Below are 21491 nucleotides of genomic sequence, written 5' to 3'. Positions count from 1 at the left end.
GGGGGCATTCATGAACACCAAGGTCATCAGCCTGGTCTCGATCGGCGCCCACCCCACCTCGGGGCGCATGCGCCGCGCCGAACAGGATGCGCGGGCCGTGGAGCTGGGGTTGCAACTGGCTGGGGATAACCTGCAGGTGCTGCATGCCGGCGACCCGCACGAGCCTGCGCTGCGCGCGTACCTGGGCATGGGGCTAGCGCAGCTGGACGTGTTGCAGCAGCCCGCAGGCGCCGATGTGCTGGGCGTGCTCGGTGACTACCTGCGCGAGGCGGGGGCGCAGTTGGTGCTGAGCGGCAGCCAGGCCGAAACCGGCGAAGGCTCGGGCATGCTGCCGTTTCTGCTGGCCGAGCGCCTGGGTTGGCCGCTGGTGGTGGGGCTGGCGCAGGTGGAATCCATCCACAATGGCGTGGCCCAGGTGCTGCAGGCCCTGCCACGGGGGCAGCGGCGTCGCCTGAGCGTGCGCCTGCCGATGCTCGCCACTGTGGATAACGCCGCGCCGGTGCCGCGCCAGAGCGCCTATGGGCCGGCGCAACGCGGGCTGTTGGCGGCCCATGAGGTGGCGGTGGTGGAGGACGAGTTATTCACAGATGCTGTATTGCAGCCGGCCAGACCCCGGCCCAAACGCCTCAAGGTAATCAAGGCCAAGAGCGGTGCCGACCGCATGAAAGCCGCCACGGCGAAGGCCAGTGGCGGCGGTGGACAGGTACTCAAGGGCGTGACCCCGAGCGAAGGCGCCGAGGCGATCCTGAAGCTGTTGGTGGAGGAGGGTGTGCTGCGCTGAAGGGTTGTGCACAAAGTCTGTTGGCGGTTCTGTGGATAAAGTGTTTGCCTATGGCTGCAGGCCACGTCAACTGTGGCCTGCAGGCTATTGTTCAAATAGTGATCAATACGCGCCGCAAATTTTTCGCGGTTTTTTCATGCCCGTCGTCCAGCGAGACGGCAGTTTTGCTCACAATCCTTGTTGGCGGCTCTGTGGATAATCTGTTCGGACATGGCTGCAGGCCACGTGGTTAAAGGTGTTCAGCTATTTGATCAAAAAACGCACAAAACCTCGTCAATCCACCGCGAAATACTCACGCGGCAGCGAAAATCGGGGGTTTCGGCGGTTTATCCACATGGGTTTTGCAAAGAGGGATACTTGCACACAAAGTCTGTTGGCGGCTTTGTGGATAAGGTGTTCGTGCAGTGCTGGGGGGCACGTATTCAAAGGCTTACAGAGGTTTGATCACTTTTTGATCTATTGCACGCTGTGGATTGAAGGGCGCTGGGCGGAAGTTTTCCACAAGGGTTGCCCACAATTGCTGTGGGTGTGGCTGTGGATAAAGTGTTGGTGGAGTAGGTATGGGGCAGTAGGGGCTGGGGTTTGCGGGTGTTGTTCAAAATTTGTACAGTTGGCACCGGCCTCATCGCGGGCCAAGCCCGCTCCCACAAGATCTACGCGGCCCTTGTGGGAGCGGGCTTGACCCGCGATGGGCCGCAAAGCGGCCCCAGTATTACTGCGCCGCCACACCTTTGAGATACGGCGCCGGCGCCGCGCCCAGGTTGCTCAGCATCCGCTCGCTGTACCAGTCCACGAAATTCACCACGCCAAACTCGTAGGTTTTCGAATACGGCCCCGGCTGATACGCCGTCGAGTTGATGCCGCGCTGGTTCTCTTCGGCCAGGCGCCGGTCCTGGTCGTTGGTCGCGTCCCACACCTGGCGCATGCGTGCCGGGTCGTAGTCCCCGCCCTCAACCGCATCCTTGTGCACCAGCCACTTGGTGGTGACCATGCTCTCCTGGGCACTGATCGGCCATACCGTGAACACGATGATGTGATCACCCATGCAGTGGTTCCACGAATGCGGCAGGTGCAGGATGCGCATCGAGCCCAGGTCGGGGTTCTGGATGCGCCCCATCAGTTTCTGGCAGCCCAGCTTGCCGTCCAGGGTCATCGACAGCGTGCCCTTGAGCAGGGGCATGCGCACGATACGGTTGCGCAGGCCGAAGCTGGCATGCGCATAGGGGATCTTCTCCGCGTCCCACGCCGCAGCGCTGGCCGCCACGTGATCCTTGAACGCCTGGTCGGCGCGCGGGTCGGTGACGTCGTCCCATTCGAGCAGGGTCTTGAGCAGTTCCGGGTGCGAGGCGTTGCAGTGGTAGCACTCGCGATTGTTCTCCAGCACCAGCTTCCAGTTGGCCTTTTCCATCAGGGTGGTCTGCACCGCCACCTTGGTGTTCTCCATGTCGTAGGGCTCCATGTAATGGGCCAGGGTGGCGAGGAAGTCATCGATCGCCGGCGGGTTGTCGGCCAGGCTGACGAAGATGTAGCCACCGGCGGTCTTTACGTTCACCGGCTTGAGACCGTACTGCTGCATGTCGAAGTCGTCGCCCATCTCGGTGCCGGCGAACAGCAGCCGCCCGTCCAGCTCGTAGGTCCACTGGTGGTAGTGGCACACCAGCTTGGCCACCTTGCCCTTGTCGCTGGTACACAGGCGCGAGCCACGGTGGCGGCACACGTTGTGGAAGGCATGCACCTTGCCCTCGGCACCGCGGATCACGATGATCGGGTTCTTGCCGATCTGCAGGGTCAGGTAGTTGCCCTTGGCCGGGATCTCGCAGGTCATGCCTGCAATCAGCCATTCCTTGTGGAAAATCTCCTGCATGTCGATCTGGAACAGCCGCTCATCGGTGTAGAAGGGTTGCGGCAGCGAAAAGGTGCGCTCGCGGGTCTGCAGCATGTCGGCGGTGGCCTTGCGTGCAGCGTCCAGTGGGTCGCCCAGGCTCAAGGTTGCGGTGACGTCCATCGTTCAGGTCCTCATGGCCCGTGCGGGCCGCGAAAGTGGCTAATCGTTCGTGTGGCGACGCAGGGCTCAGACAGCAGGTTGATGTGCGATGGAGTGTGCGTTCGCCCGCGCCGGCAACCATGCCCATGGGCGACATGGCCAGATCCGTTCCCGACGCGCGAGCCCTTGTGGGCGGGGGCTGGTCGCGATAAGTACGCCGATGTCGCGAACAGGAATGTGCGCCGCCTGCACCTTGCGCATCATCGTCGCCATAACAGGCCCCGATCGGCCGCGGAGACGAGCATGTCGAACAACTTCCTCAACCCGGTGACCACTCAGACCTGGGCCAACGGCCGGCATACCGTGCGCTGCGTCAAGGTCATTCAGGAAACCTGGGATGTGCGCACCTTCTGCTTCATGGCCGACCAGCCGATCCTGTTCTTCTTCAAGCCCGGGCAGTTCGTGACCCTGGAGCTGGAAATCGACGGTCAGCCGATCATGCGCTCGTACACCATCTCCAGCTCGCCCTCGGTGCCCTACAGCTTTTCGGTGACCATCAAGCGCGTACCCGGCGGCAAGGTTTCCAACTGGCTGCACGACACCCTGCATGAAGGCCAGGAGCTGGCCGTGCACGGGCCGGTGGGGTTGTTCAACGCGATGGACTTCCCCAGCCCCAGGGTGCTGTACCTGAGCGGCGGGGTGGGCATCACCCCGGTGATGTCCATGGCGCGCTGGTTCTATGACACCAATGCCAATGTCGACATGGTGTTCGTGCACAGCGCGCGTTCGCCCAAGGACATCATCTACCACCGCGAGCTGGAGCACATGGCCTCGCGGATCGACAACTTCAGCCTGCACATCATCTGCGAGAAGCATGGCCTGGGCGAGGCATGGGCCGGTTATCGCGGCTACCTGAACCAGAAGCTGATGGAGCTGATCGCGCCCGATTACCTGGAACGCGAGATCTTCTGCTGCGGGCCCACGCCCTACATGAACGCGGTCAAGCGCATGCTCGAAGCCAGCGGCTATGACATGCAGCGCTACCATGAGGAGTCGTTCGGCGCCACGCCGCCCGAGGCCAAGGCCGATGCGGTAGAGAACGCCGAGCAGGCCGCCGAGGCCGCCGAGGTGGACGTGGCCGACCAGCACCAGGTGGAGTTCACCGCCAGCGGCAAGAGCATCCGCGTGGCGCCGGGCGAGACGGTGCATGCGGCAGCCGCCAAGCTCGGGCTGATGATCCCCAAGGCCTGTGGCATGGGTATCTGCGGCACCTGCAAGGTGCTCAAGCTGGGTGGCGAGGTGGACATGGAGCACAACGGCGGCATCACCGAGGACGACGAGGCCGAAGGCTATATCCTGTCGTGCTGCAGCGTGCCGCGTGGTGACGTGCGCATCGAGTTCTAGTCGCGCAGCAGCTCGTGGTACAGCGCAGGGCGCCGGTCGGCCAGCACGTGGTTGTGGTCGCTGATCTGCTTGTCCAGTGCCTGGCCCAGCCTGATGTCGGCCAGCAGCAGCTGCTTCTTGCCGACACGCTTGCCGCCCTTGAGCACATAGCCGTCGGCATCGGTGAGGGTCGAACCGCCCACCCAGCCAACCCCGCGCTCCTCGCCACAGCGGTCGCAGGCAATGACGAACAGCCGGTTGACCGAGGCGCTGGCCTGAACCCGGATGACCTCGGCCGGGCGCTGGAAGCCGGGCCGGGAGGTGTCCGGCCAGTTCACCGGTGCGCACAGCAGCTGGGCACCGCGCAGCGCCGCCAGGCGCACCCATTCGGGAAACTCCAGGTCGTAGCAGATCATCATGCCGATGCGCCCCAGGTGGGTGTCCACCACCGGCGGCGGCTCGCTGCCGGGGGTGAAGATCTGCGTTTCGCGGTCCCACAGGTGGGCCTTGCGGTAGAAGGTGCGTCGGCCGTCGGGCTCGATCAGCACCGAGCTGTTGGCCACCTGGCCGTGGGGCAGGCGCTCGCAGAAGCCGCCCACCACGATGATCTGGTACTTGGCGGCCTGCCGGGCCCAGGCCTCGAGGGTCGGCCCGTCACGGGGCTCGGACAGCGCGTGGGCCTCTTCGCGGTCGTAGAACGCATAGCCGCTCTGCGCCAGCTCGGGCAGTACCAGCAGTTGCGCGCCGCGCTCGGCGGCCTCGGCGATGGCCACCCGGGTACGGTCGAGGTTGTAGCTTGGATTGGCAATGGTCGGCGCCAGCTGGTAGCACCCGACACGCACGGTTTGCGGGGATGGGGTCATGGCTGCGGCGCCTTGGGCTCGGCGACCGGGGGCGGCGGGGTGCCGCGCAGGTGGCGCATCAGGAGCCAGTACAGCAGGGCCGAAACGATGAAGCCAGGGACGAAGGCCAGGTCGGCGCCGGACAACGCCACCGCCACCGGCCCTTGCACGCCGGCCAGCGACACGAAGGGCAGCATCGCCAGCAGTCCCCCCAGGTAGGCCAGGATGCCGGGCCAGGCCCATTGGCCGTACTCGCCCGCCGGGTCGAACATGGCCGGGATCACGTAGTTGCCTTTGCGCAACAGGTAGTAGTCGGTGAGGTTGATTGCGCTCCAGGGCACCAGCACATACAGCATCAGTTGCAGGAACAGGTTGAAGCTGTCGAGGTAGCTGTCGGGCAACGCGATGGCGGTGAGGTACACCACCGCGCCAATGCCGCCCAGGCCCAGGGCACGCCCGGCCAGCCCCGGCGCCAGCGGGCGAAACGCGGTGATCGCGCTGATGCCGGTCAGCAGCGCGCCGTAGCAGTTGACGGCCATGATGCCCACCAGCGCCGGCACCGCCATCAGGATCGCGAAGGTGCCGAAGCCGGGCAGGAAGCGGTTGCCCAGGTGTTGCAGGCTGCTGATGGCTTCGGGCGCCACCACTGCCGAGGCTACCAGCGCGCCCAGCGACATCAGCCACACCGCAGAGCCGGCGGCGCCCAGATAGGTCCATAGCACCACCTTGCGCGCCGAGGTGCTGGGCGGCAGGTAGCGCGAGTAGTCCGAGACATACACCGAGTAGCTGATCTGGTAGCCGGCGGCGGCCGACAGCTGGATGAGAAAGCCCGACCAGGAAAACTGCAGCTGGCGCTGAACGGTGTCGGCCTCCAGCAACAGCAGCGCTGCCAGGGTGAGCAGGCCGAACACGCCGATCAGCAGGTAGGTGAGCCAGCGCTGCACGGTGTGCAGCAGGTCGTGTCCGACCACGGCGATCACCACGGCCACCGCGATCAGCAGTGCGTACCAGAAGGCATCGCTGCCCGGCAGCACAGTGGTCAGTGCATCGGTGGCCAGGATCACGTTGAACACGTTGAAGCCGATGTACACGCACACCACCGCCATGAACGGCAGCACGGCGCCCCGCAGGCCGAACTGGGCACGGGACTGGATCATCTGTGGCAGGCCAAGGCGCGGGCCCTGGTTGGCATGCAGGGCCATGCACAGGGTGCCCAGGGCCACCCCGAGCAGGATCGCCAGCACCGCCTGCCAGGCGGCCAGACCCAAGGCGGGCCCGACGAAGCCGGTGACCATGGTGGTGAGTACGAAGTTGCCGGTAAACCAGAAGGGGCCCAGGTGCCAGGCCTTGCCGTGACGCTCGTCGAGGGGCACCGGGTGGATGGTACGGGTTTCTATCTTCAGGCCTGACGTTTCAGGTGCAGGTGCCGCATTGTTCATGGCGTTCCCAGGCATTCGGGCGAAAGTTTCAATGCTGATGAGGTTAGATGAAGCTGCAACTAATGGAACAACGACACACTTTCAGCGAGCGCGCAGGTACTTGCCTGAAAGTGTCTGTAATGTCCGATGTAGAGCCATTCTGATTTGTAAACTGGTATTTATGCCAGTCTGCAATGCGGGGAGGTTATTGCGAAAAGTTATCGTGCGGCGTGAGGTTTTTGATGCCGAAGTTAAAGTGCAGTGAATATTCCTACTTAATATTATGAATAGTTTGTGAGCAACTTTAGATAAGTCTGACGAGATAGTGTTTTCGACGGCGAGCGGGGGCCGATCGAAAAAAACCGGGCGCCCGGCGCGCACTGCGCCGGGGCCCGGTGGCGACCTACACGCTGAAGCGTGCGACCAGGCCGTTCAGGCCCACCGCCAGGCGAGACAGTTCGGCACTCGCGGCGCTGGTCTGGTGCGCCCCGGTGGCCGACTGCACCGACAGGTCGTTGATGTTCACCAGGTTGCGGTCCACTTCGCGGGCCACCTGGGCCTGCTCTTCGGCGGCGCTGGCGATCACCAGGTTGCGTTCGTTGATTTCGGCCACCGCGGTGGTGATGGTCTCCAGCGACAGGCCGGCGCCGCGGGCGATGCTCAGGGTCGACTCGGCGCGTTCGGTGCTGTGGCGCATCGAGTTCACCGCCTGTTCGGTACCGCCCTGGATGCTGCCGATCATGCGCTCGATTTCGCTGGTCGACTGCTGGGTCCGGTGGGCCAGGGCGCGCACTTCGTCGGCGACCACGGCGAAGCCGCGCCCGGCTTCACCGGCACGCGCCGCCTCGATGGCGGCGTTGAGGGCCAGCAGGTTGGTCTGGTCGGCCAGGCCGCGGATCACATCGAGCACCTTGCCGATGTCACGCGACTCGCCGGCCAGGTTGCCGATCAGCTCGGCAGTACCCTGCACGTCGGCACTCATGCGCTCGATGGCGCTGACGGTCTCCATGACCAGGTCGCGACCGTCGCCGGCCGAGCGGGTGGCCTGCTTGGACGCCTCGGATGTGCTCACCGCGTTGCGTGCCACTTCTTCCACCGCGCTGGTCATCTCGGTGACGGCAGTGGCGGCCTGCTGGATCTCGTTGTTCTGCTGCTGCAGGCCGCGTGCGCTTTCGTCGGTGACTGCATTCAGCTCTTCGGCCGCCGAGGCCAGCTGGGTGGCGGAGCCGGCAATCTGCTGCAGGGTGTCGCGCAGCTTGTGCTGCATCTTGCCCATGGCGTGCAGCAGGCGCGCCGCTTCGTCGGTACCGGTGGTGTTGATCGGTTTGGTCAGGTTGCCATCGGCGATCAGCTCGGCCGCCTGCAGCGCTTCGTCGATCGGCTTGACGATGCTGCGGGTGAGCAGCAGCGCGCACAGCAGGGTCAGTGCGGTGGCGGCCACCAGCAGCACGATCACCAGGGTGAAGGCCGTGTCGTATTGCGTGGCGGCGGTCTGGTTGGTCACACGGGTCTGATCGGTGTTGATCTTGACCAGGCGATCGGTGACTGCGCTGATCTGCTCGGAGTTGTCGAGCAGGTCGTGGTTGATCAGGCTGCGCAGTGCTTCCACATCACCGGCCTGCGACAGGCTTACCATGCGGTTTTCGAGCTGGCGGTACTGGTTGAGCAGCTGCACGTACTGGTTGTACGCGCCCCGTTCCTCGTCGCCTTCGATCAGTGGCTCGTAGGCCCGGCGCGCTTCGTCGATCTGGGCATTGCGCTTGGCCAGCAGTTGCACGGTGTCCTGCAGGGTGGCGGCTTCGCGGTTGAGCAGCAGGCGGTAGGACAACGTGCGCAGGCGCAGGGTGAGTTGGGTGAGCTGGTCGAGGTTGGTGATGCTGGGCACGCTGATCTGTTCGATGGCTTCGCCGGCCTTGCGTATCTGCCCCATCTGGTTGAGGGCAAAGATGCCCAATGCAAGCATCAGGGCGCCGATCAGCGAAAACCCCAGAAGTGCGCGCGGGGCGATGTTCATGTTACGTAATGACATGGTTTTATCCGGCAGGGAATAGGAATGCGCGCGGTCCATGCGTCGTGGGGCAACTCTTATTGCCTATCGGTCAAAGCAGGGCAGACTTGAGGGGGCATGTAACTAAATGTGAACCACCGGTCATTTTTTTCACCCCGGCATCCGACCAAGCGCTGGAACCGGTTGCCGATCGACGGGTCAATCTGCACCCGGTCGAGGCTCTGGCCCCGATATCCCTGGCGAGTGCGGTGAGATTTCTTTATCGTGTGCGCCCCCTGAAAAACCGTGAGAACGCAATCATGCTGGAAACATCCCTGAGTCAACTGGAGCAACTGGTCAACGACCTGGTGCAGAAGAACCTCGACCTGGCCGAGCGCAACGCGCAGCTGAGCGACGAACTGGCCCAGGCCAAGGACGAGAACGAAAGCCTGCAACTGAGCCTGATGGAGCAGGAAGAGAAGCAAGGTGCAACCGCCGCGCGTATCCAGGCGCTGGTTGAACGTGCCGGTGGCGGCGCCGTTACCGCATGAAGACCACCGCGCAGTCGATCAATGTCGTGTCGATAATGGGCAATGACTATTCGATCAAGGCCCCTGAAGGTCAGGAGCAGACCCTGGCGCAGGCGGTGCAGATGCTCAAGGCCTCCCTGGCCGATACCAAGCGCAAGTACCCGTCGCTGATCGGCGACAAGTTGCTGGTGCTGGCCGCCCTGAACCTGTGCTCGCAGCAGATCGAACTGCAACAGGCACATCAGGAAGCCCTCGACCGTTATCAAGAGCAAGTCAGCGCCACGGTCGACGTCATTGCCCGGACAATCGGCAACAGCTGATTTCCCCCTCGCGTGCATTCCCTCTTTACTGTGCTGGCTCACTGACCCCTGGGGGCAGTGAGCGGCCCGAGTGTGGCTGACTGCTAGCATTGTATTTTCTGTTGTATACAATTGGCCTGGTGTTCGCGGTACACGGCTGGTTTAACTCAGGGGAAATTCATGCAGTTCTGGCGGCGCAGTATCCAGTGGCAATTGATCGCAAGCATGGGCGCGGCCCTGGTGGCGAGCATTCTGATCGTGGTTGGTATCTACACCGTGGCGGTCAATCGACTGACCGAGCGCTACCTGGTGGAGACGGCGCTGCCGGCGAGCATCGAGGCCATGCGCAACGATATCGAGCGCATGTTGGACCGGCCTCTGACGGCGGCGGCCGACATTGCCAACAACACCCTGTTGCGCGACTGGCTGGCAGCGGGGGAGCCCCCCGAACAGGCCGGTGCGTTCGTCGAGTACCTGGAGTCGGTGCGTGTGCACAACCAGGCGTTCACCGCGCTGTTCGCCGCCACGCGCAGCAATCACTACTACAACCAGGGCGGGCTGGACCGCACCTTGAGCCGCGACAACCCGAAGGACTCGTGGTTCTTCGGGTTCATCGACAGTGGCAAGCCGCGCCTGCTCAATATCGACACGGACATCAGCAGTGGCGACCTGGCGCTGTTCATCGACTTTCGGGTGGAAAAAGCCGGCCAGCTGGTGGGCATTGCCGGGCTGGGCCTGCGCATGACCGAGTTGTCCCAACTGATCCACGACTTCAGTTTCGGCGAGCGCGGCCGGGTGTTCCTGGTGCGCGGCGATGGACTGATCCAGGTGCACCCGCAGTCCGAGTTCAGCGGCAAGCGCCAGTTGGCCGAGCAGATCGGCGAAGGCGCCGCCCAGCGTGCGTTGACCCCGCACGAGGGCCTGCAGCAGAGCCGCTTCGAGCGCGATGGCGAGACCTACCTGGCCCTGAGCCTGCCGCTGCGCGACCTGAACTGGACCCTGGTGGCCGAGGTGCCCGAGGCGCAGATCTACGCCCAGGTGAACCAGGCCGTGTGGCTCACCAGCCTGATCGGCGCGGCGGTGGCGTTGCTGTCGCTGCTGCTGGTGGTATGGCTGGCGCGCGGCATCGTGCGCCCGCTGCGCCGGGTGACCGGTGCGCTGACCTCGATTGCCCAGGGCGGTGGCGACCTGACCCAGCGCCTGGACGAGTCGCGGGCCGATGAACTGGGCGACCTGGCCCGGGGTTTCAACCGTTTTCTGGACAGCCAGCGCGACCTGATCGGCGAGGTGCTGCGCACCACCGAGCACCTGCGCAGCGCCGTGGGGCAGGTGAGCGCGGTGGTGGAGGACACCGCCGGGCGCTCCCATCGCCAGCAGGAGATGACCGAGATGGTGGCCACTGCCGTGCACCAGATGGGCCTCACCGTGCAGGACATCGCGCAGAATGCCGGCCAGGCCGCGCACGCCTCGCAGACCGCGCGCACCGAAGCGTTGCAGGCGCGCGAGGTGGTGCAGCGCTCGATTGCGCACATCGAAGGCATGTCGGGCGAGATCGGCGTGGCGGCCAGTGCGGTTGGCCAACTGGCACAGGAGGTGGCGTCCATCGACGAGGTGCTGGCGGTGATCCGCAGCATTTCCGAGCAGACCAACCTGCTGGCGTTGAACGCAGCGATCGAGGCGGCGCGGGCCGGGGAGATGGGCCGTGGCTTCGCTGTGGTGGCCGACGAGGTACGTACCCTGGCCCAGCGAACCCAGGTGTCCACCGACGAGGTGCAGCAGATGATCCAGCGCCTCAAGCAGGGGGCGGGCAGCGCGGTGGCGTCGATGCAGGCGGGGCAGGCGGCGACCGGCACCGGCGTGGCGTCGAGCCAGCAGACCGGAGCGTCGTTGACCACCATTACCGGGCAGGTGGAACACATCACCGACATGAACCTGCAGGTGGCCACGGCCACCGAGGAGCAGTCGGCGGTGACCGAGGAGATCAACCGCAACGTGCAGGGGATTTCCGACCTGGCGCGCCAGACGGTGGCGCAGGTGGAGGCGTGTCGGGTGGATTGCCAGGCGTTGCGCGGGCTGGCTGATGACCTGGCGCGGCAGATGGGTGGGTTCAGGCTCTAGATCAGGGTGACTGCTTCGCCGGCAAGGCCGGCTCCTACAGGTTGGCGGTGTCTGTAGGGGCCGGCCTTGCCGGCGAAGGGGCCATCAGCGACCCAGCGTTACCGCACGAATATCCGCCGCCAGCTCGCGCACCCGTGCCTCGTCGGTGTCCCACGAGCACATGAACCGTGCGCCGCCGCTGCCGATGAAGGTGTAGAACCGCCAGCCCTTGGCGCGCAGCGCTTCCAGTGCCGGCTCCGGCATCTGCAGAAACACCCCGTTGGCTTCTACCGGGAACATCAACTGCACCGCCGGGATGTCCGCCACCAGCCCGCTGAGCAACTGCGCGCAGTGGTTGGCGTGCTGCGCATGGCGCAGCCACGCACCGTCTTCGAGCAACCCCACCCACGGCGCCGACAGAAAGCGCATCTTCGACGCCAGCTGCCCGGCCTGCTTGCAGCGGTAGTCGAAGTCTTCGGCCAGCTTGCGGTTGAAGAACAGGATCGCCTCGCCCACCGCCATGCCGTTTTTGGTGCCGCCAAAGCACAGCACGTCGATGCCGGCCTTCCAGGTCAGTTCGGCCGGCGAGCAGCCCAGGAACGCGCAGGCATTGCTGAAGCGAGCGCCGTCCATGTGCAGGTTCAGGCCCAGTTCCTTGCAGGTGGCGCTGATCGCCTTGAGCTCTTCGGGCCGATACACGCTGCCCACTTCGGTGGCCTGGGTGATGGTTACCACGCGTGGCTTGGGGTAGTGGATGTCCTGGCGCTTGAGCGCCACTTCGCGGATGGACTCCGGCGTAAGCTTGCCGTTTTCGCTGCGGGCGGTGAGCAGCTTGGAGCCGTTGGAGAAGAACTCCGGCGCGCCGCATTCGTCGGTCTCGACGTGGGCGGTCTCGGAGCAGATCACGCTGTGGTAGCTCTGGCACAGGGACGACAGGGCCAGGGAGTTGGCGGCGGTGCCGTTGAAGGCGAAGAACACCTCGCAGTCGGTCTCGAACAGTTTGCGAAAGTGGTCGGAGGCCTTGGCGGTCCACTGGTCGTCGCCGTAGGCGCGTTCGTGGCCCTGGTTGGCCTTGTCCATCGCCGCCCAGGCTTCGGGGCAGATGCCGGAATAGTTGTCGCTGGCAAATTGCTGGCTTTGTTCTGTCATTGCACTGTCCTGTGGTCGACGCAGGCAAGCACTCTAAACCAACTATCAAATCGCCGACTACAAGGGCCATGTCGTAAACGCACCTTTGCGTGGCGTGCGCAGGCATCTGGACGGCCCGCGCCAGCCCTACCATCGCAGCCAAAGGGCGCTGTCCATGCCACTGCCGGGAGAGATGCGATGTTCACCAAGCACGACCAGATCCAGGGTTACGACGATGCACTGCTGGCGGCGATCAACGCCGAGGAACAGCGCCAGGAAGACCACATCGAACTGATCGCCTCGGAAAACTACACCAGCAAGCGCGTGATGCAGGCCCAGGGCAGCGGCCTGACCAACAAGTACGCCGAAGGCTACCCGGGCAAGCGCTACTACGGTGGCTGCGAGCACGTGGACAAGGTCGAGCAACTGGCCATCGATCGTGCCAGGCAGCTGTTCGGCGCCGACTATGCCAACGTCCAGCCGCACTCCGGCAGCCAGGCCAACGCCGCGGTGTACCTGGCCCTGCTGCAGGCCGGCGACACCGTGCTGGGCATGAGCCTGGCCCACGGCGGCCACCTCACCCACGGTGCCAAGGTCAGTTTCAGCGGCAAGCTGTACAACGCCGTGCAATACGGCATCGATACCCGCACCGGCCTGATCGACTACGACGAGGTCGAGCGCCTGGCCGTCGAGCACCAGCCGAAGATGATCATTGCCGGTTTTTCGGCCTACAGCAAAACCCTCGATTTCCCACGCTTTCGCCAGATCGCCGACAAGGTCGGCGCCTACCTGTTCGTCGACATGGCCCACGTCGCCGGGCTGGTCGCGGCGGGCCTGTATCCCAACCCGCTGCCCTATGCAGACGTGGTCACCACCACCACCCACAAGACCCTGCGTGGCCCGCGTGGCGGGCTGATCCTGGCCAGGGCCAACGAAGCGCTGGAAAAGAAACTCAACGCCGCGGTGTTCCCCGGCGGGCAGGGCGGCCCGCTGATGCATGTGATCGCGGCCAAGGCGGTGTGCTTCAAGGAGGCCCTGGAGCCCGGCTTCAAGGCCTACCAGCAACAGGTGATCGACAACGCCCGGGCGATGGCTGCGGTGTTCATCGAGCGTGGTTTCGACGTGGTGTCCGGTGGCACCGACAACCACCTGTTCCTGGTCAGCCTGATCCGCCAGGGCCTGACCGGCAAGGACGCCGATGCCGCCCTGGGGCGCGCCCACATCACCGTCAACAAGAACGCCGTGCCCAACGACCCGCAGTCGCCGTTCGTCACCTCGGGCCTGCGCATCGGCACCCCGGCCGTCACCAGCCGTGGCTTCAAGGTGGCCCAGTGCACGGAGCTGGCCGGCTGGATCTGCGACATCCTCGACCACCTGGGCGATGCCGATGTCGAGGCCGACGTGGCCAGGAGCGTGTCGGCACTGTGTGCGGATTTTCCGGTTTACCGCTGAGTGGAGTAACAGACCATGCAACGCTATTCGGGCTTCGGCCTTTTCAAGCACTCGCTCAGCCACCACGAGAACTGGCAGCGCATGTGGCGCACGCCCACCCCGAAGAAGGTCTACGACGTGGTCATCGTCGGCGGCGGCGGGCACGGCCTGGCCACCGCCTACTACCTGGCCAAGGTGCACGGCATCACCAATGTGGCGGTGGTCGAGAAGGGCTGGCTGGGCGGCGGCAACACCGCGCGCAACACCACCATCGTGCGCTCCAACTACCTGTGGGACGAGTCGGCGCACCTCTATGAGCACGCGATGAAGCTCTGGGAGGGGTTGGCCCAGGACATCAACTACAACGTCATGTTCTCCCAGCGCGGGGTCTACAACCTGTGCCACACCCTGCAGGACATGCGCGACTCCGAGCGCCGGGTCAGCGCCAACCGGCTCAACGGCGTGGACGGCGAACTGCTGAACAGCAAGCAGGTGGCCGACGAGATCCCGCACTTGGACTGCTCCAGGAACACCCGTTATCCGGTTCTCGGCGCCACCGTGCAGCGCCGCGGCGGCGTGGCGCGTCACGATGCCGTGGCCTGGGGCTATGCGCGTGCCGCCGATGCCCTGGGCGTGGACCTGATCCAGCAGACCGAGGTGATCGGCTTTCGCAAGGAAAACGGCGCGGTGGTCGGCGTCGAGACCAACAAGGGCTTCATCGGTGCGCGGCGCGTGGGCGTGGTCACCGCCGGCAACTCCGGGCACATGGCCAGGCTGGCCGGCTTTCGCCTGCCCATCGAGTCGCACCCGCTGCAGGCACTGGTGTCCGAGCCGCTCAAGCCGATCATCGACAGCGTGATCATGTCCAACGCGGTGCACGGCTACATCAGCCAGTCGGACAAGGGCGACCTGGTGATCGGCGCCGGCATCGACGGCTGGGTGGGTTACGGCCAGCGCGGTTCGTACCCGGTGATCGAACATACCCTGCAGGCCATCGTCGAGATGTTCCCGATCCTGTCGCGGGTGCGCATGAACCGCCAGTGGGGCGGCATCGTCGACACCACCCCGGACGCCTGCCCGATCATCTCCAAGACCCCGGTGGCTAACATGTTCTTCAACTGCGGCTGGGGCACTGGCGGTTTCAAGGCCACGCCGGGCTCGGGCCACGTGTTCGCCGCAAGCCTGGCCACCGGCGAGATGCATGCACTGGCCAAGCCGTTTTCCATCGACCGTTTCCATAACGGCGCCCTGATCGACGAGCACGGCGCTGCCGCTGTCGCCCACTAACAGGAGACACTCCATGTTGCACATCTTCTGTCCCCACTGCGGCGAACTGCGCTCCGAGGAAGAATTCCATGCCGCCGGCCAGGCCCACATTCCGCGCCCGCTGGACCCGAGTGCCTGCACCGACGAGCAGTGGGGCGACTACCTGTTCTTTCGTGACAACCCGCGCGGCCTGCACCACGAGCTGTGGATCCATGCCGCGGGCTGCCGCCAGTACTTCAACGCCACCCGCGACACCGTGACCTACGAGATTCTCGAAACCTATCCGATTGGTGCCAGGCCCCAGGCGCGCGCCCAGGAAAACGTCCCGCAGCTGGCTGTCACCGGCCAGGGAGAAAAGGTATGAGCCAGCGCTATCGTCTGCCCAACGGCGGTCGTATCGACCGCAGCCAGGTCCTCGACTTCACCTTCAACGGCCAGCGCTACCAGGGCTACCAGGGCGACACCCTGGCCGCCGCGCTGCTGGCCAATGGCGTCGACATCGTGGGGCGCAGCTTCAAGTACTCGCGCCCACGCGGCATCATCGCCGCCGGCAGCGAAGAGCCCAACGCGATCCTGCAGATCGGTGCCAGCGAGGCCACCCAGGTACCCAACGTGCGCGCTACCCAGCAGGCGCTGTACGCCGGCCTGGTGGCCACCAGCACCAACGGCTGGCCCAGCGTGAACACCGACGTGATGGGCATCCTCGGCAAGGTCGGCGGCAAGCTGATGCCGCCGGGGTTCTACTACAAGACGTTCATGTACCCGCAGTCGTTCTGGATGACCTACGAGAAGTACATCCGCAAGGCCGCGGGCCTGGGCCGTTCGCCGCTGGAAAACGACCCGGACAGCTACGACTACATGAACCACCACTGCGATGTGCTGGTGGTGGGCGCAGGCCCCGCCGGGCTGGCTGCGGCACTGGCGGCCGGGCGCAGCGGGGCGCGGGTGATCCTGGCCGACGAGCAGGAGGAGTTCGGCGGCAGCCTGCTCGATACCCGCGAGACCCTCGACGGCCAGCCCGCCGCCGAGTGGGTGGCCAAGGTGATCGACGAGCTGCAGGGCATGCCCGAGGTCACCTTGCTGGCGCGGGCCACGGTCAACGGCTACCACGACCACAACTTCCTCACGATCCACCAGCGCCTCACCGATCACCTGGGCGACCGCGCACCCATCGGCCAGGTGCGCCAGCGCATGCACCGTGTGCGCGCCGGGCGTGTGGTGCTGGCCACCGGTGCCCACGAGCGGCCGCTGGTGTACGGCAACAACGATGTGCCGGGCAACATGCTCGCCGGCGCGGTATCTACCTACGTGCGCCGTTATGGCGTGGCGCCGGGGCGCAAGCTGGTGCTGTCGACCACTAACGATCACGCCTATCGCGTGGCGCTGGACTGGCACGACGCCGGGCTCAAGGTGGTCGCGGTCGCCGATGCGCGGCACAACCCCCGTGGCTCGCTGGTGGAGGAGGCACGTGCCAAGGGCATTCGCATCCTCACCTCCAGCGCGGTGATCGAGGCGCGCGGCAGCAAGCATGTGACGGCAGCGCGGGTGGCGGCGATCGACGTGGCCGCACACCAGGTCACCAGCCCCGGCGAATGGCTGGACTGCGACCTGGTGGCGACGTCGGGCGGCTACAGCCCGGTGGTGCACCTGGCTTCGCACCTGGGCGGCAAGCCGCTGTGGCGCGACGACATTCTCGGCTTCGTGCCCGGCGAAGCGCCGCAGAAGCGCGTGTGCGTGGGTGGCGTCAATGGCGTGTTCGCCCTGGGCGATGCGCTGGCCGACGGTTTCGAAGGCGGCGTGCGTGCGGCCACCGAGGCCGGCTTCAAGGCAGTGGAGGGCGTCCTGCCCAAGGTGCTGGTGCGTCCGGAGGAGCCCACCGTGGCGCTGTTCCAGGTGCCCCATGACCGCAACACTGCGCGGGCACCCAAGCAGTTCGTCGACCAGCAGAACGATGTGACTGCGGCCGCCATCGAACTGGCCACCCGCGAAGGCTTCGAGTCGGTGGAGCACGTCAAGCGCTACACCGCGCTGGGGTTCGGCACCGACCAGGGCAAGCTGGGCAACATCAACGGGCTGGCGATCGCCGCACGCTCGCTGGGCATCGGCATTGCGCAGATGGGCACCACCATGTTTCGCCCCAACTACACGCCGGTGACCTTCGGCGCGGTGGCCGGGCGCCATTGCGGCCACCTGTTCGAGCCGGTGCGCTTCACCGCGCTGCATGCCTGGCATGTGAAGAACGGCGCCGAGTTCGAGGACGTCGGCCAGTGGAAGCGCCCGTGGTATTTCCCCCGCGGCGGCGAAGACCTGCAGGCGGCGGTGGCCCGTGAATGCAAGGCGGTGCGCGACAGCGTCGGCCTGCTGGATGCCTCGACCCTGGGCAAGATCGACATCCAGGGCCCGGACGCCCGTGAGTTCCTCAACCGCATCTACACCAACGCCTGGACCAAGCTCGACGTGGGCAAGGCGCGATACGGCCTGATGTGCAAGGAAGACGGCATGGTTTTCGACGATGGCGTGACCGCGTGCCTGGGCGACAACCACTTCCTGATGACCACCACCACCGGCGGCGCGGCGCGGGTGCTGCAATGGCTGGAGATCTACCAGCAGACCGAATGGCCAGAGTTGAAGGTGTACTTCACCTCCGTCACCGACCACTGGGCCACGCTGACCCTGTCGGGGCCCAACAGCCGCAAGCTGCTGGCTGAAGTGACCGACATCGACCTGGACAGGGACGCCTTCCCGTTCATGAGCTGGAAGGAGGGCCTGGTGGGCGGGGTGCCGGCGCGGGTGTTCCGAATCTCGTTCACCGGCGAGCTGTCGTATGAAGTGAACGTGCAGGCCAATTACGCGATGGGCGTGCTGGAGCAGATCGTCGCCGCCGGCAAGCCGTACAACCTCACCCCCTATGGCACCGAGACCATGCACGTGCTGCGCGCCGAGAAGGGTTTCATCATTGTCGGCCAGGACACCGACGGCTCGATGACCCCGGACGACCTGAACATGGGTTGGTGCGTGGGGCGCACCAAGCCGTTCTCGTGGATCGGCTGGCGCGGCATGAACCGGGAAGACTGCGTGCGCGAGAACCGCAAGCAGCTGGTGGGGCTCAAGCCGGTGGACCCGAACCAGTGGTTGCCCGAGGGCGCGCAGCTGGTGCTGGACCCCAAACAGCCGATTCCGATGGACATGGTGGGGCACGTGACCTCGAGCTACGCGAGCAACTCGCTGGGCTATTCGTTTGCCATGGGGGTGGTCAAGGGCGGGCTCAAACGCATGGGCGAGCGGGTGTTTTCGCCGCAGGCCGATGGCAGCGTGATCGAGGCCGAGATCTGCGCCTCGGTGTTCTTTGATCCGAAGGGTGAGCGGCAGAACATCTGATGGTTGCAGGAGCAGCCTTGCTGGCGAAGCGACCACCGCGCACCGGGTTGCAACCGGGTCGCGGGCTTCGCCGGCAAGGCCGGCTCCTACTCAGAGATCACCGCACTACTGAATTCAAGGCAGGTATGTAATGAGCGCAATCAACGTCTACCCGCAACGCCCCGAGACTGACGCCAGGGCCGAATCACCCCTGCATCACGCCGACCTGCCCAGCCTGGTCGGCAAGGGCCGCAAGAACCCCGGCGTGACCCTGCGCGAGAAGAAGTTCCTCGGCCACCTGACCCTGCGCGGCAACGCTCACGACCCGGCTTTCGTCAGCGGCGTGCAACAGGCGCTGGGCCTGGAACTGCCGGTCGCACTCACCGTGGTCGCCAGCGGCGAGACCTCGCTGCAGTGGATGGGCCCCGACGAGTGGCTGCTGATCGTGCCCGGTGGCGAGGAGCTGGCCGCCGAGCAGAAGCTGCGCGAAGCCCTCGACGGGCAACACATCCAGGTGGTCAACGTCAGCGGCGGACAGACCCTGCTCGAACTGAGCGGGCCCAGGGTGCGCGAGGTGCTGATGAAGTCCACCAGCTACGACGTGCACCCCAACAACTTCCCGGTGGGCAAGGCGGTGGGCACGGTGTTCGCCAAGTCGCAGCTGGTGATCCGGCGCACCGGCGAGGACACCTGGGAGCTGCTGATCCGGCGCAGCTTCAGCGACTACTGGTGGCTGTGGCTGCAGGATGCCTGCGCCGAACATGGCCTGAGCATCGCCTCATGAGCCGTGCGCCGGACACCTGGATCCTTACCGCCGACTGCCCCAGCCTGCTGGGTACGGTGGACGCGGTGACGCGCTACCTGTACGAGCAGCAGTGCTACGTCACCGAGCATCATTCGTTCGATGACCGGCTGTCGGCGCGGTTCTTCATACGGGTGGAGTTTCGCCAGCCCGAGGCATTCGACGAGCAGGCCTTTCGCGCAGGCCTGGCCGCCCGTGGCGAAGCGTTCGGCATGACCTTCGAGCTGACTGCGCCCAGGCACCGGCCCAAGGTGGTGATCATGGTGTCCAAGGCCGATCATTGCCTCAACGACCTGCTGTACCGCCAGCGCATCGGCCAGTTGGCGATGGACGTGGTGGCGGTGATTTCCAACCACCCGGACCTGGAGCCGCTGGCGCACTGGCACCGCATCCCCTATTACCACTTTGCCCTCGACCCGCAGGACAAGCCGGCGCAGGAGCGCAAGGTGCTGCAGGTGATCGAGGCGTCCGGCGCCGAGCTGGTGATCCTCGCGCGCTACATGCAGGTGCTGTCGCCGGAGCTGTGCCGACGCCTGGATGGCTGGGCGATCAACATCCATCACTCGCTGCTGCCGGGGTTCAAGGGCGCCAAGCCGTATCACCAGGCCTACAACAAGGGCGTGAAGCTGGTGGGGGCCACGGCGCATTACATCAACAACGACCTGGACGAGGGCCCGATCATTGCCCAGGGCGTGGAAGCCGTGGATCACAGCCACTACCCTGAAGACCTGATCGCCCGCGGGCGCGATATCGAATGCCTGACGTTGGCACGGGCGGTGGGGTATCACATCGAGCGGCGGGTGTTTTTGAACGCCAATCGCACGGTGGTGCTGTAGCGGGCGTATCGCGGGTCAAGCCCGCACCCACAGGGACTGTGGGAGCGGGCTTGACCCGCGATGAGGCCCGAAAGACGGACAGAACATTCAGCGCGACATAACAACAATCGAGCGAGGTGAAAGCATGTCTGGCAATCGTGGTGTGGTGTACCTGGGCGCAGGCAAGGTCGAGGTGCAGACAATCCCCTATCCCAAAATGCAGGACCCACGTGGGCGCAAGATCGAACACGGCGTGATCCTGCGGGTGGTCTCCACCAATATCTGCGGCTCCGACCAGCACATGGTGCGCGGTCGTACCACCGCCCAGACCGGCCTGGTGCTGGGGCACGAAATCACCGGCGAGGTCATCGAGAAAGGCCGTGACGTCGAGAACCTGCAACTGGGCGACCTGGTCTCGGTGCCGTTCAACGTGGCCTGCGGGCGCTGCCGCTCGTGCAAGGAACAACACACCGGCGTGTGCCTGAGCGTCAACCCGGCCCGCGCCGGCGGCGCCTACGGCTATGTCGACATGGGCGACTGGACCGGCGGGCAGGCCGAGTATGTGCTGGTGCCCTACGCCGACTTCAACCTGCTCAAGCTGCCCGACCGCGACAAGGCCATGGAGAAGATCCGCGACCTGACCTGCCTCTCCGACATCCTGCCCACCGGCTACCACGGTGCGGTCACCGCAGGTGTCGGCCCCGGCAGCACGGTGTACGTGGCCGGTGCCGGCCCGGTCGGCCTGGCCGCTGCCGCCTCGGCGCGGCTGCTGGGTGCGGCGGTGGTGATCATCGGTGATGTGAACCCGGTACGTCTGGCCCATGCCAAGGCCCAGGGCTTCGAGGTCGCCGACCTGTCCCAGGACACCCCGCTGCACGAACAGATCGCCAACCTGCTGGGCGAGCCGGAGGTGGACTGCGCGGTCGATGCGGTGGGCTTCGAAGCCCGTGGCCACGGGCATGCCGGGGCCCAGCACGAAGCGCCGGCCACGGTGCTCAACTCGCTGATGGGGGTGGTGCGGGTCGCCGGCAAGATCGGCATCCCCGGCCTGTACGTGACCGAAGACCCGGGCGCGGTGGATGCCGCAGCCAAGATGGGCAGCCTGAGCATCCGTTTCGGCCTGGGCTGGGCCAAGTCCCACAGCTTCCACACCGGGCAGACCCCGGTGATGAAGTACAACCGCGCCCTGATGCAGGCCATCATGTGGGACCGCATCAACATCGCCGAGGTGGTCGGCGTGCAGGTCATCAGCCTGGATCAGGCGCCCGAGGGCTACGGCGAGTTCGATGCCGGCGTGCCGAAGAAATTCGTGATCGACCCGCACACGCTGTTCAGCGCAGCGTAAGACCAATGTCTACCCGGTTTCAGGCC

At 65.4% G+C, this 21491-nt stretch carries 17 protein-coding genes and 2 pseudogenes; 13 read left to right on the top strand and 6 right to left on the bottom strand.

Annotated elements, in window-relative coordinates; genetic code table 11:
- Positions 1–10: 10 nt before the first annotated feature.
- A complete protein-coding gene (locus tag B4I46_RS16110; RefSeq protein ID WP_043860354.1) occupies positions 11–781 on the top strand; it encodes an electron transfer flavoprotein subunit beta in 771 nt (256 codons plus the stop codon).
- 712 nt (positions 782–1493) lie between these two features.
- On the opposite strand, the gene gbcA is transcribed toward B4I46_RS16110, so the two are convergent.
- The gene (gene gbcA, locus B4I46_RS16105; protein WP_286900962.1) at positions 1494–2786 is read right to left on the bottom strand and encodes a glycine-betaine demethylase subunit GbcA; all 1293 of its coding nucleotides are present in this window, start codon (positions 2784–2786) and stop codon (positions 1494–1496) included.
- Positions 2787–3068: 282 nt separating this feature from the next.
- On the opposite strand from gbcA, the gene gbcB reads away from it, so the two are divergent.
- Complete coding sequence (gbcB, locus tag B4I46_RS16100; protein ID WP_043863626.1) at positions 3069–4169, top strand: glycine-betaine demethylase subunit GbcB; 1101 nt, start codon at positions 3069–3071, stop codon at positions 4167–4169.
- Here gbcB and B4I46_RS16095 read toward each other — a convergent pair.
- The 4 genes and pseudogenes from B4I46_RS16095 to B4I46_RS25680 all read right to left on the bottom strand — a co-directional run.
- Positions 4166–5011 carry a nitrilase-related carbon-nitrogen hydrolase gene (locus B4I46_RS16095; protein WP_286900960.1) on the bottom strand — a complete coding sequence of 282 codons (846 nt, stop codon included), beginning with the start codon at positions 5009–5011 and terminating at the stop codon, positions 4166–4168. The genes gbcB and B4I46_RS16095 overlap by 4 nt on opposite strands.
- Positions 5008–6429 (bottom strand): purine-cytosine permease family protein, encoded by a 1422-nt coding sequence (locus tag B4I46_RS16090; protein ID WP_286900959.1) that lies wholly within the window; start codon positions 6427–6429, stop codon positions 5008–5010. Before B4I46_RS16090 ends, B4I46_RS16095 begins: the two co-directional genes overlap by 4 nt.
- 382 nt (positions 6430–6811) lie before the next feature.
- Positions 6812–7675, bottom strand: coding sequence for a methyl-accepting chemotaxis protein (locus B4I46_RS25685; RefSeq protein ID WP_408980709.1), 864 nt, complete (start codon positions 7673–7675; stop codon positions 6812–6814).
- A pseudogene (locus B4I46_RS25680) lies at positions 7667–8422 on the bottom strand (MCP four helix bundle domain-containing protein); the annotation flags it as partial. The gene B4I46_RS25685 and the pseudogene B4I46_RS25680, both read right to left, overlap by 9 nt.
- Before the next feature lie 293 nt (positions 8423–8715).
- Between B4I46_RS25680 and B4I46_RS16080 the strand changes: the two are divergent.
- The 4 genes and pseudogenes from B4I46_RS16080 (at position 8716) to B4I46_RS25670 (ending at position 11342) form a co-directional block, all read left to right on the top strand.
- On the top strand, positions 8716–8946 hold the full coding sequence (locus B4I46_RS16080) for a hypothetical protein (protein WP_043863630.1): 231 nt from the start codon (positions 8716–8718) through the stop codon (positions 8944–8946).
- A complete protein-coding gene (locus tag B4I46_RS16075) occupies positions 8943–9245 on the top strand; it encodes a cell division protein ZapA (RefSeq protein WP_043863631.1) in 303 nt (100 codons plus the stop codon). Before B4I46_RS16080 ends, B4I46_RS16075 begins: the two co-directional genes overlap by 4 nt.
- A 159-nt stretch (positions 9246–9404) precedes the next feature.
- Positions 9405–10481, top strand: a pseudogene (locus B4I46_RS25675) (HAMP domain-containing protein); the annotation flags it as partial.
- A 123-nt stretch (positions 10482–10604) separates the two neighbouring features.
- The gene (locus B4I46_RS25670) at positions 10605–11342 is read left to right on the top strand and encodes a methyl-accepting chemotaxis protein (protein WP_370409087.1); all 738 of its coding nucleotides are present in this window, start codon (positions 10605–10607) and stop codon (positions 11340–11342) included.
- 84 nt (positions 11343–11426) lie between these two features.
- Here B4I46_RS25670 and B4I46_RS16065 read toward each other — a convergent pair whose 3' ends face one another.
- On the bottom strand, positions 11427–12470 hold the full coding sequence (locus tag B4I46_RS16065) for a low specificity L-threonine aldolase (RefSeq protein WP_043863633.1): 1044 nt from the start codon (positions 12468–12470) through the stop codon (positions 11427–11429).
- Between the two features lie 177 nt (positions 12471–12647).
- On the opposite strand from B4I46_RS16065, the gene glyA reads away from it, so the two are divergent.
- The 7 genes from glyA (at position 12648) to fdhA (ending at position 21465) form a co-directional block, all read left to right on the top strand.
- Positions 12648–13901 carry a serine hydroxymethyltransferase gene (glyA, locus tag B4I46_RS16060; protein WP_054916001.1) on the top strand — a complete coding sequence of 418 codons (1254 nt, stop codon included), beginning with the start codon at positions 12648–12650 and terminating at the stop codon, positions 13899–13901.
- 15 nt (positions 13902–13916) lie between these two features.
- Positions 13917–15167 carry a sarcosine oxidase subunit beta family protein gene (locus B4I46_RS16055; protein WP_286900955.1) on the top strand — a complete coding sequence of 417 codons (1251 nt, stop codon included), beginning with the start codon at positions 13917–13919 and terminating at the stop codon, positions 15165–15167.
- A gap of 13 nt (positions 15168–15180) precedes the next feature.
- Positions 15181–15510, top strand: coding sequence for a sarcosine oxidase subunit delta (locus tag B4I46_RS16050; RefSeq protein ID WP_058541806.1), 330 nt, complete (start codon positions 15181–15183; stop codon positions 15508–15510).
- Positions 15507–18524 (top strand): sarcosine oxidase subunit alpha, encoded by a 3018-nt coding sequence (locus B4I46_RS16045; protein WP_286900953.1) that lies wholly within the window; start codon positions 15507–15509, stop codon positions 18522–18524. Before B4I46_RS16050 ends, B4I46_RS16045 begins: the two co-directional genes overlap by 4 nt.
- A gap of 130 nt (positions 18525–18654) precedes the next feature.
- Complete coding sequence (locus tag B4I46_RS16040) at positions 18655–19287, top strand: sarcosine oxidase subunit gamma (protein ID WP_043863638.1); 633 nt, start codon at positions 18655–18657, stop codon at positions 19285–19287.
- Positions 19284–20141 (top strand): formyltetrahydrofolate deformylase, encoded by an 858-nt coding sequence (purU, locus tag B4I46_RS16035; protein ID WP_043863639.1) that lies wholly within the window; start codon positions 19284–19286, stop codon positions 20139–20141. Before B4I46_RS16040 ends, purU begins: the two co-directional genes overlap by 4 nt.
- A 124-nt stretch (positions 20142–20265) precedes the next feature.
- Complete coding sequence (fdhA, locus tag B4I46_RS16030; protein WP_043863640.1) at positions 20266–21465, top strand: formaldehyde dehydrogenase, glutathione-independent; 1200 nt, start codon at positions 20266–20268, stop codon at positions 21463–21465.
- Positions 21466–21491 lie beyond the last annotated feature (26 nt).

The sequence above is a fragment of the Pseudomonas sp. UBA7500 genome (genome assembly GCF_002478435.1).
Taxonomy (GTDB): Bacteria; Pseudomonadota; Gammaproteobacteria; order Pseudomonadales; family Pseudomonadaceae; genus Aquipseudomonas; species Aquipseudomonas palmensis.
The sequence above is the reverse complement of the archived record's forward strand: the minus strand, read 5'-3'. Positions and strand labels throughout refer to the sequence as shown.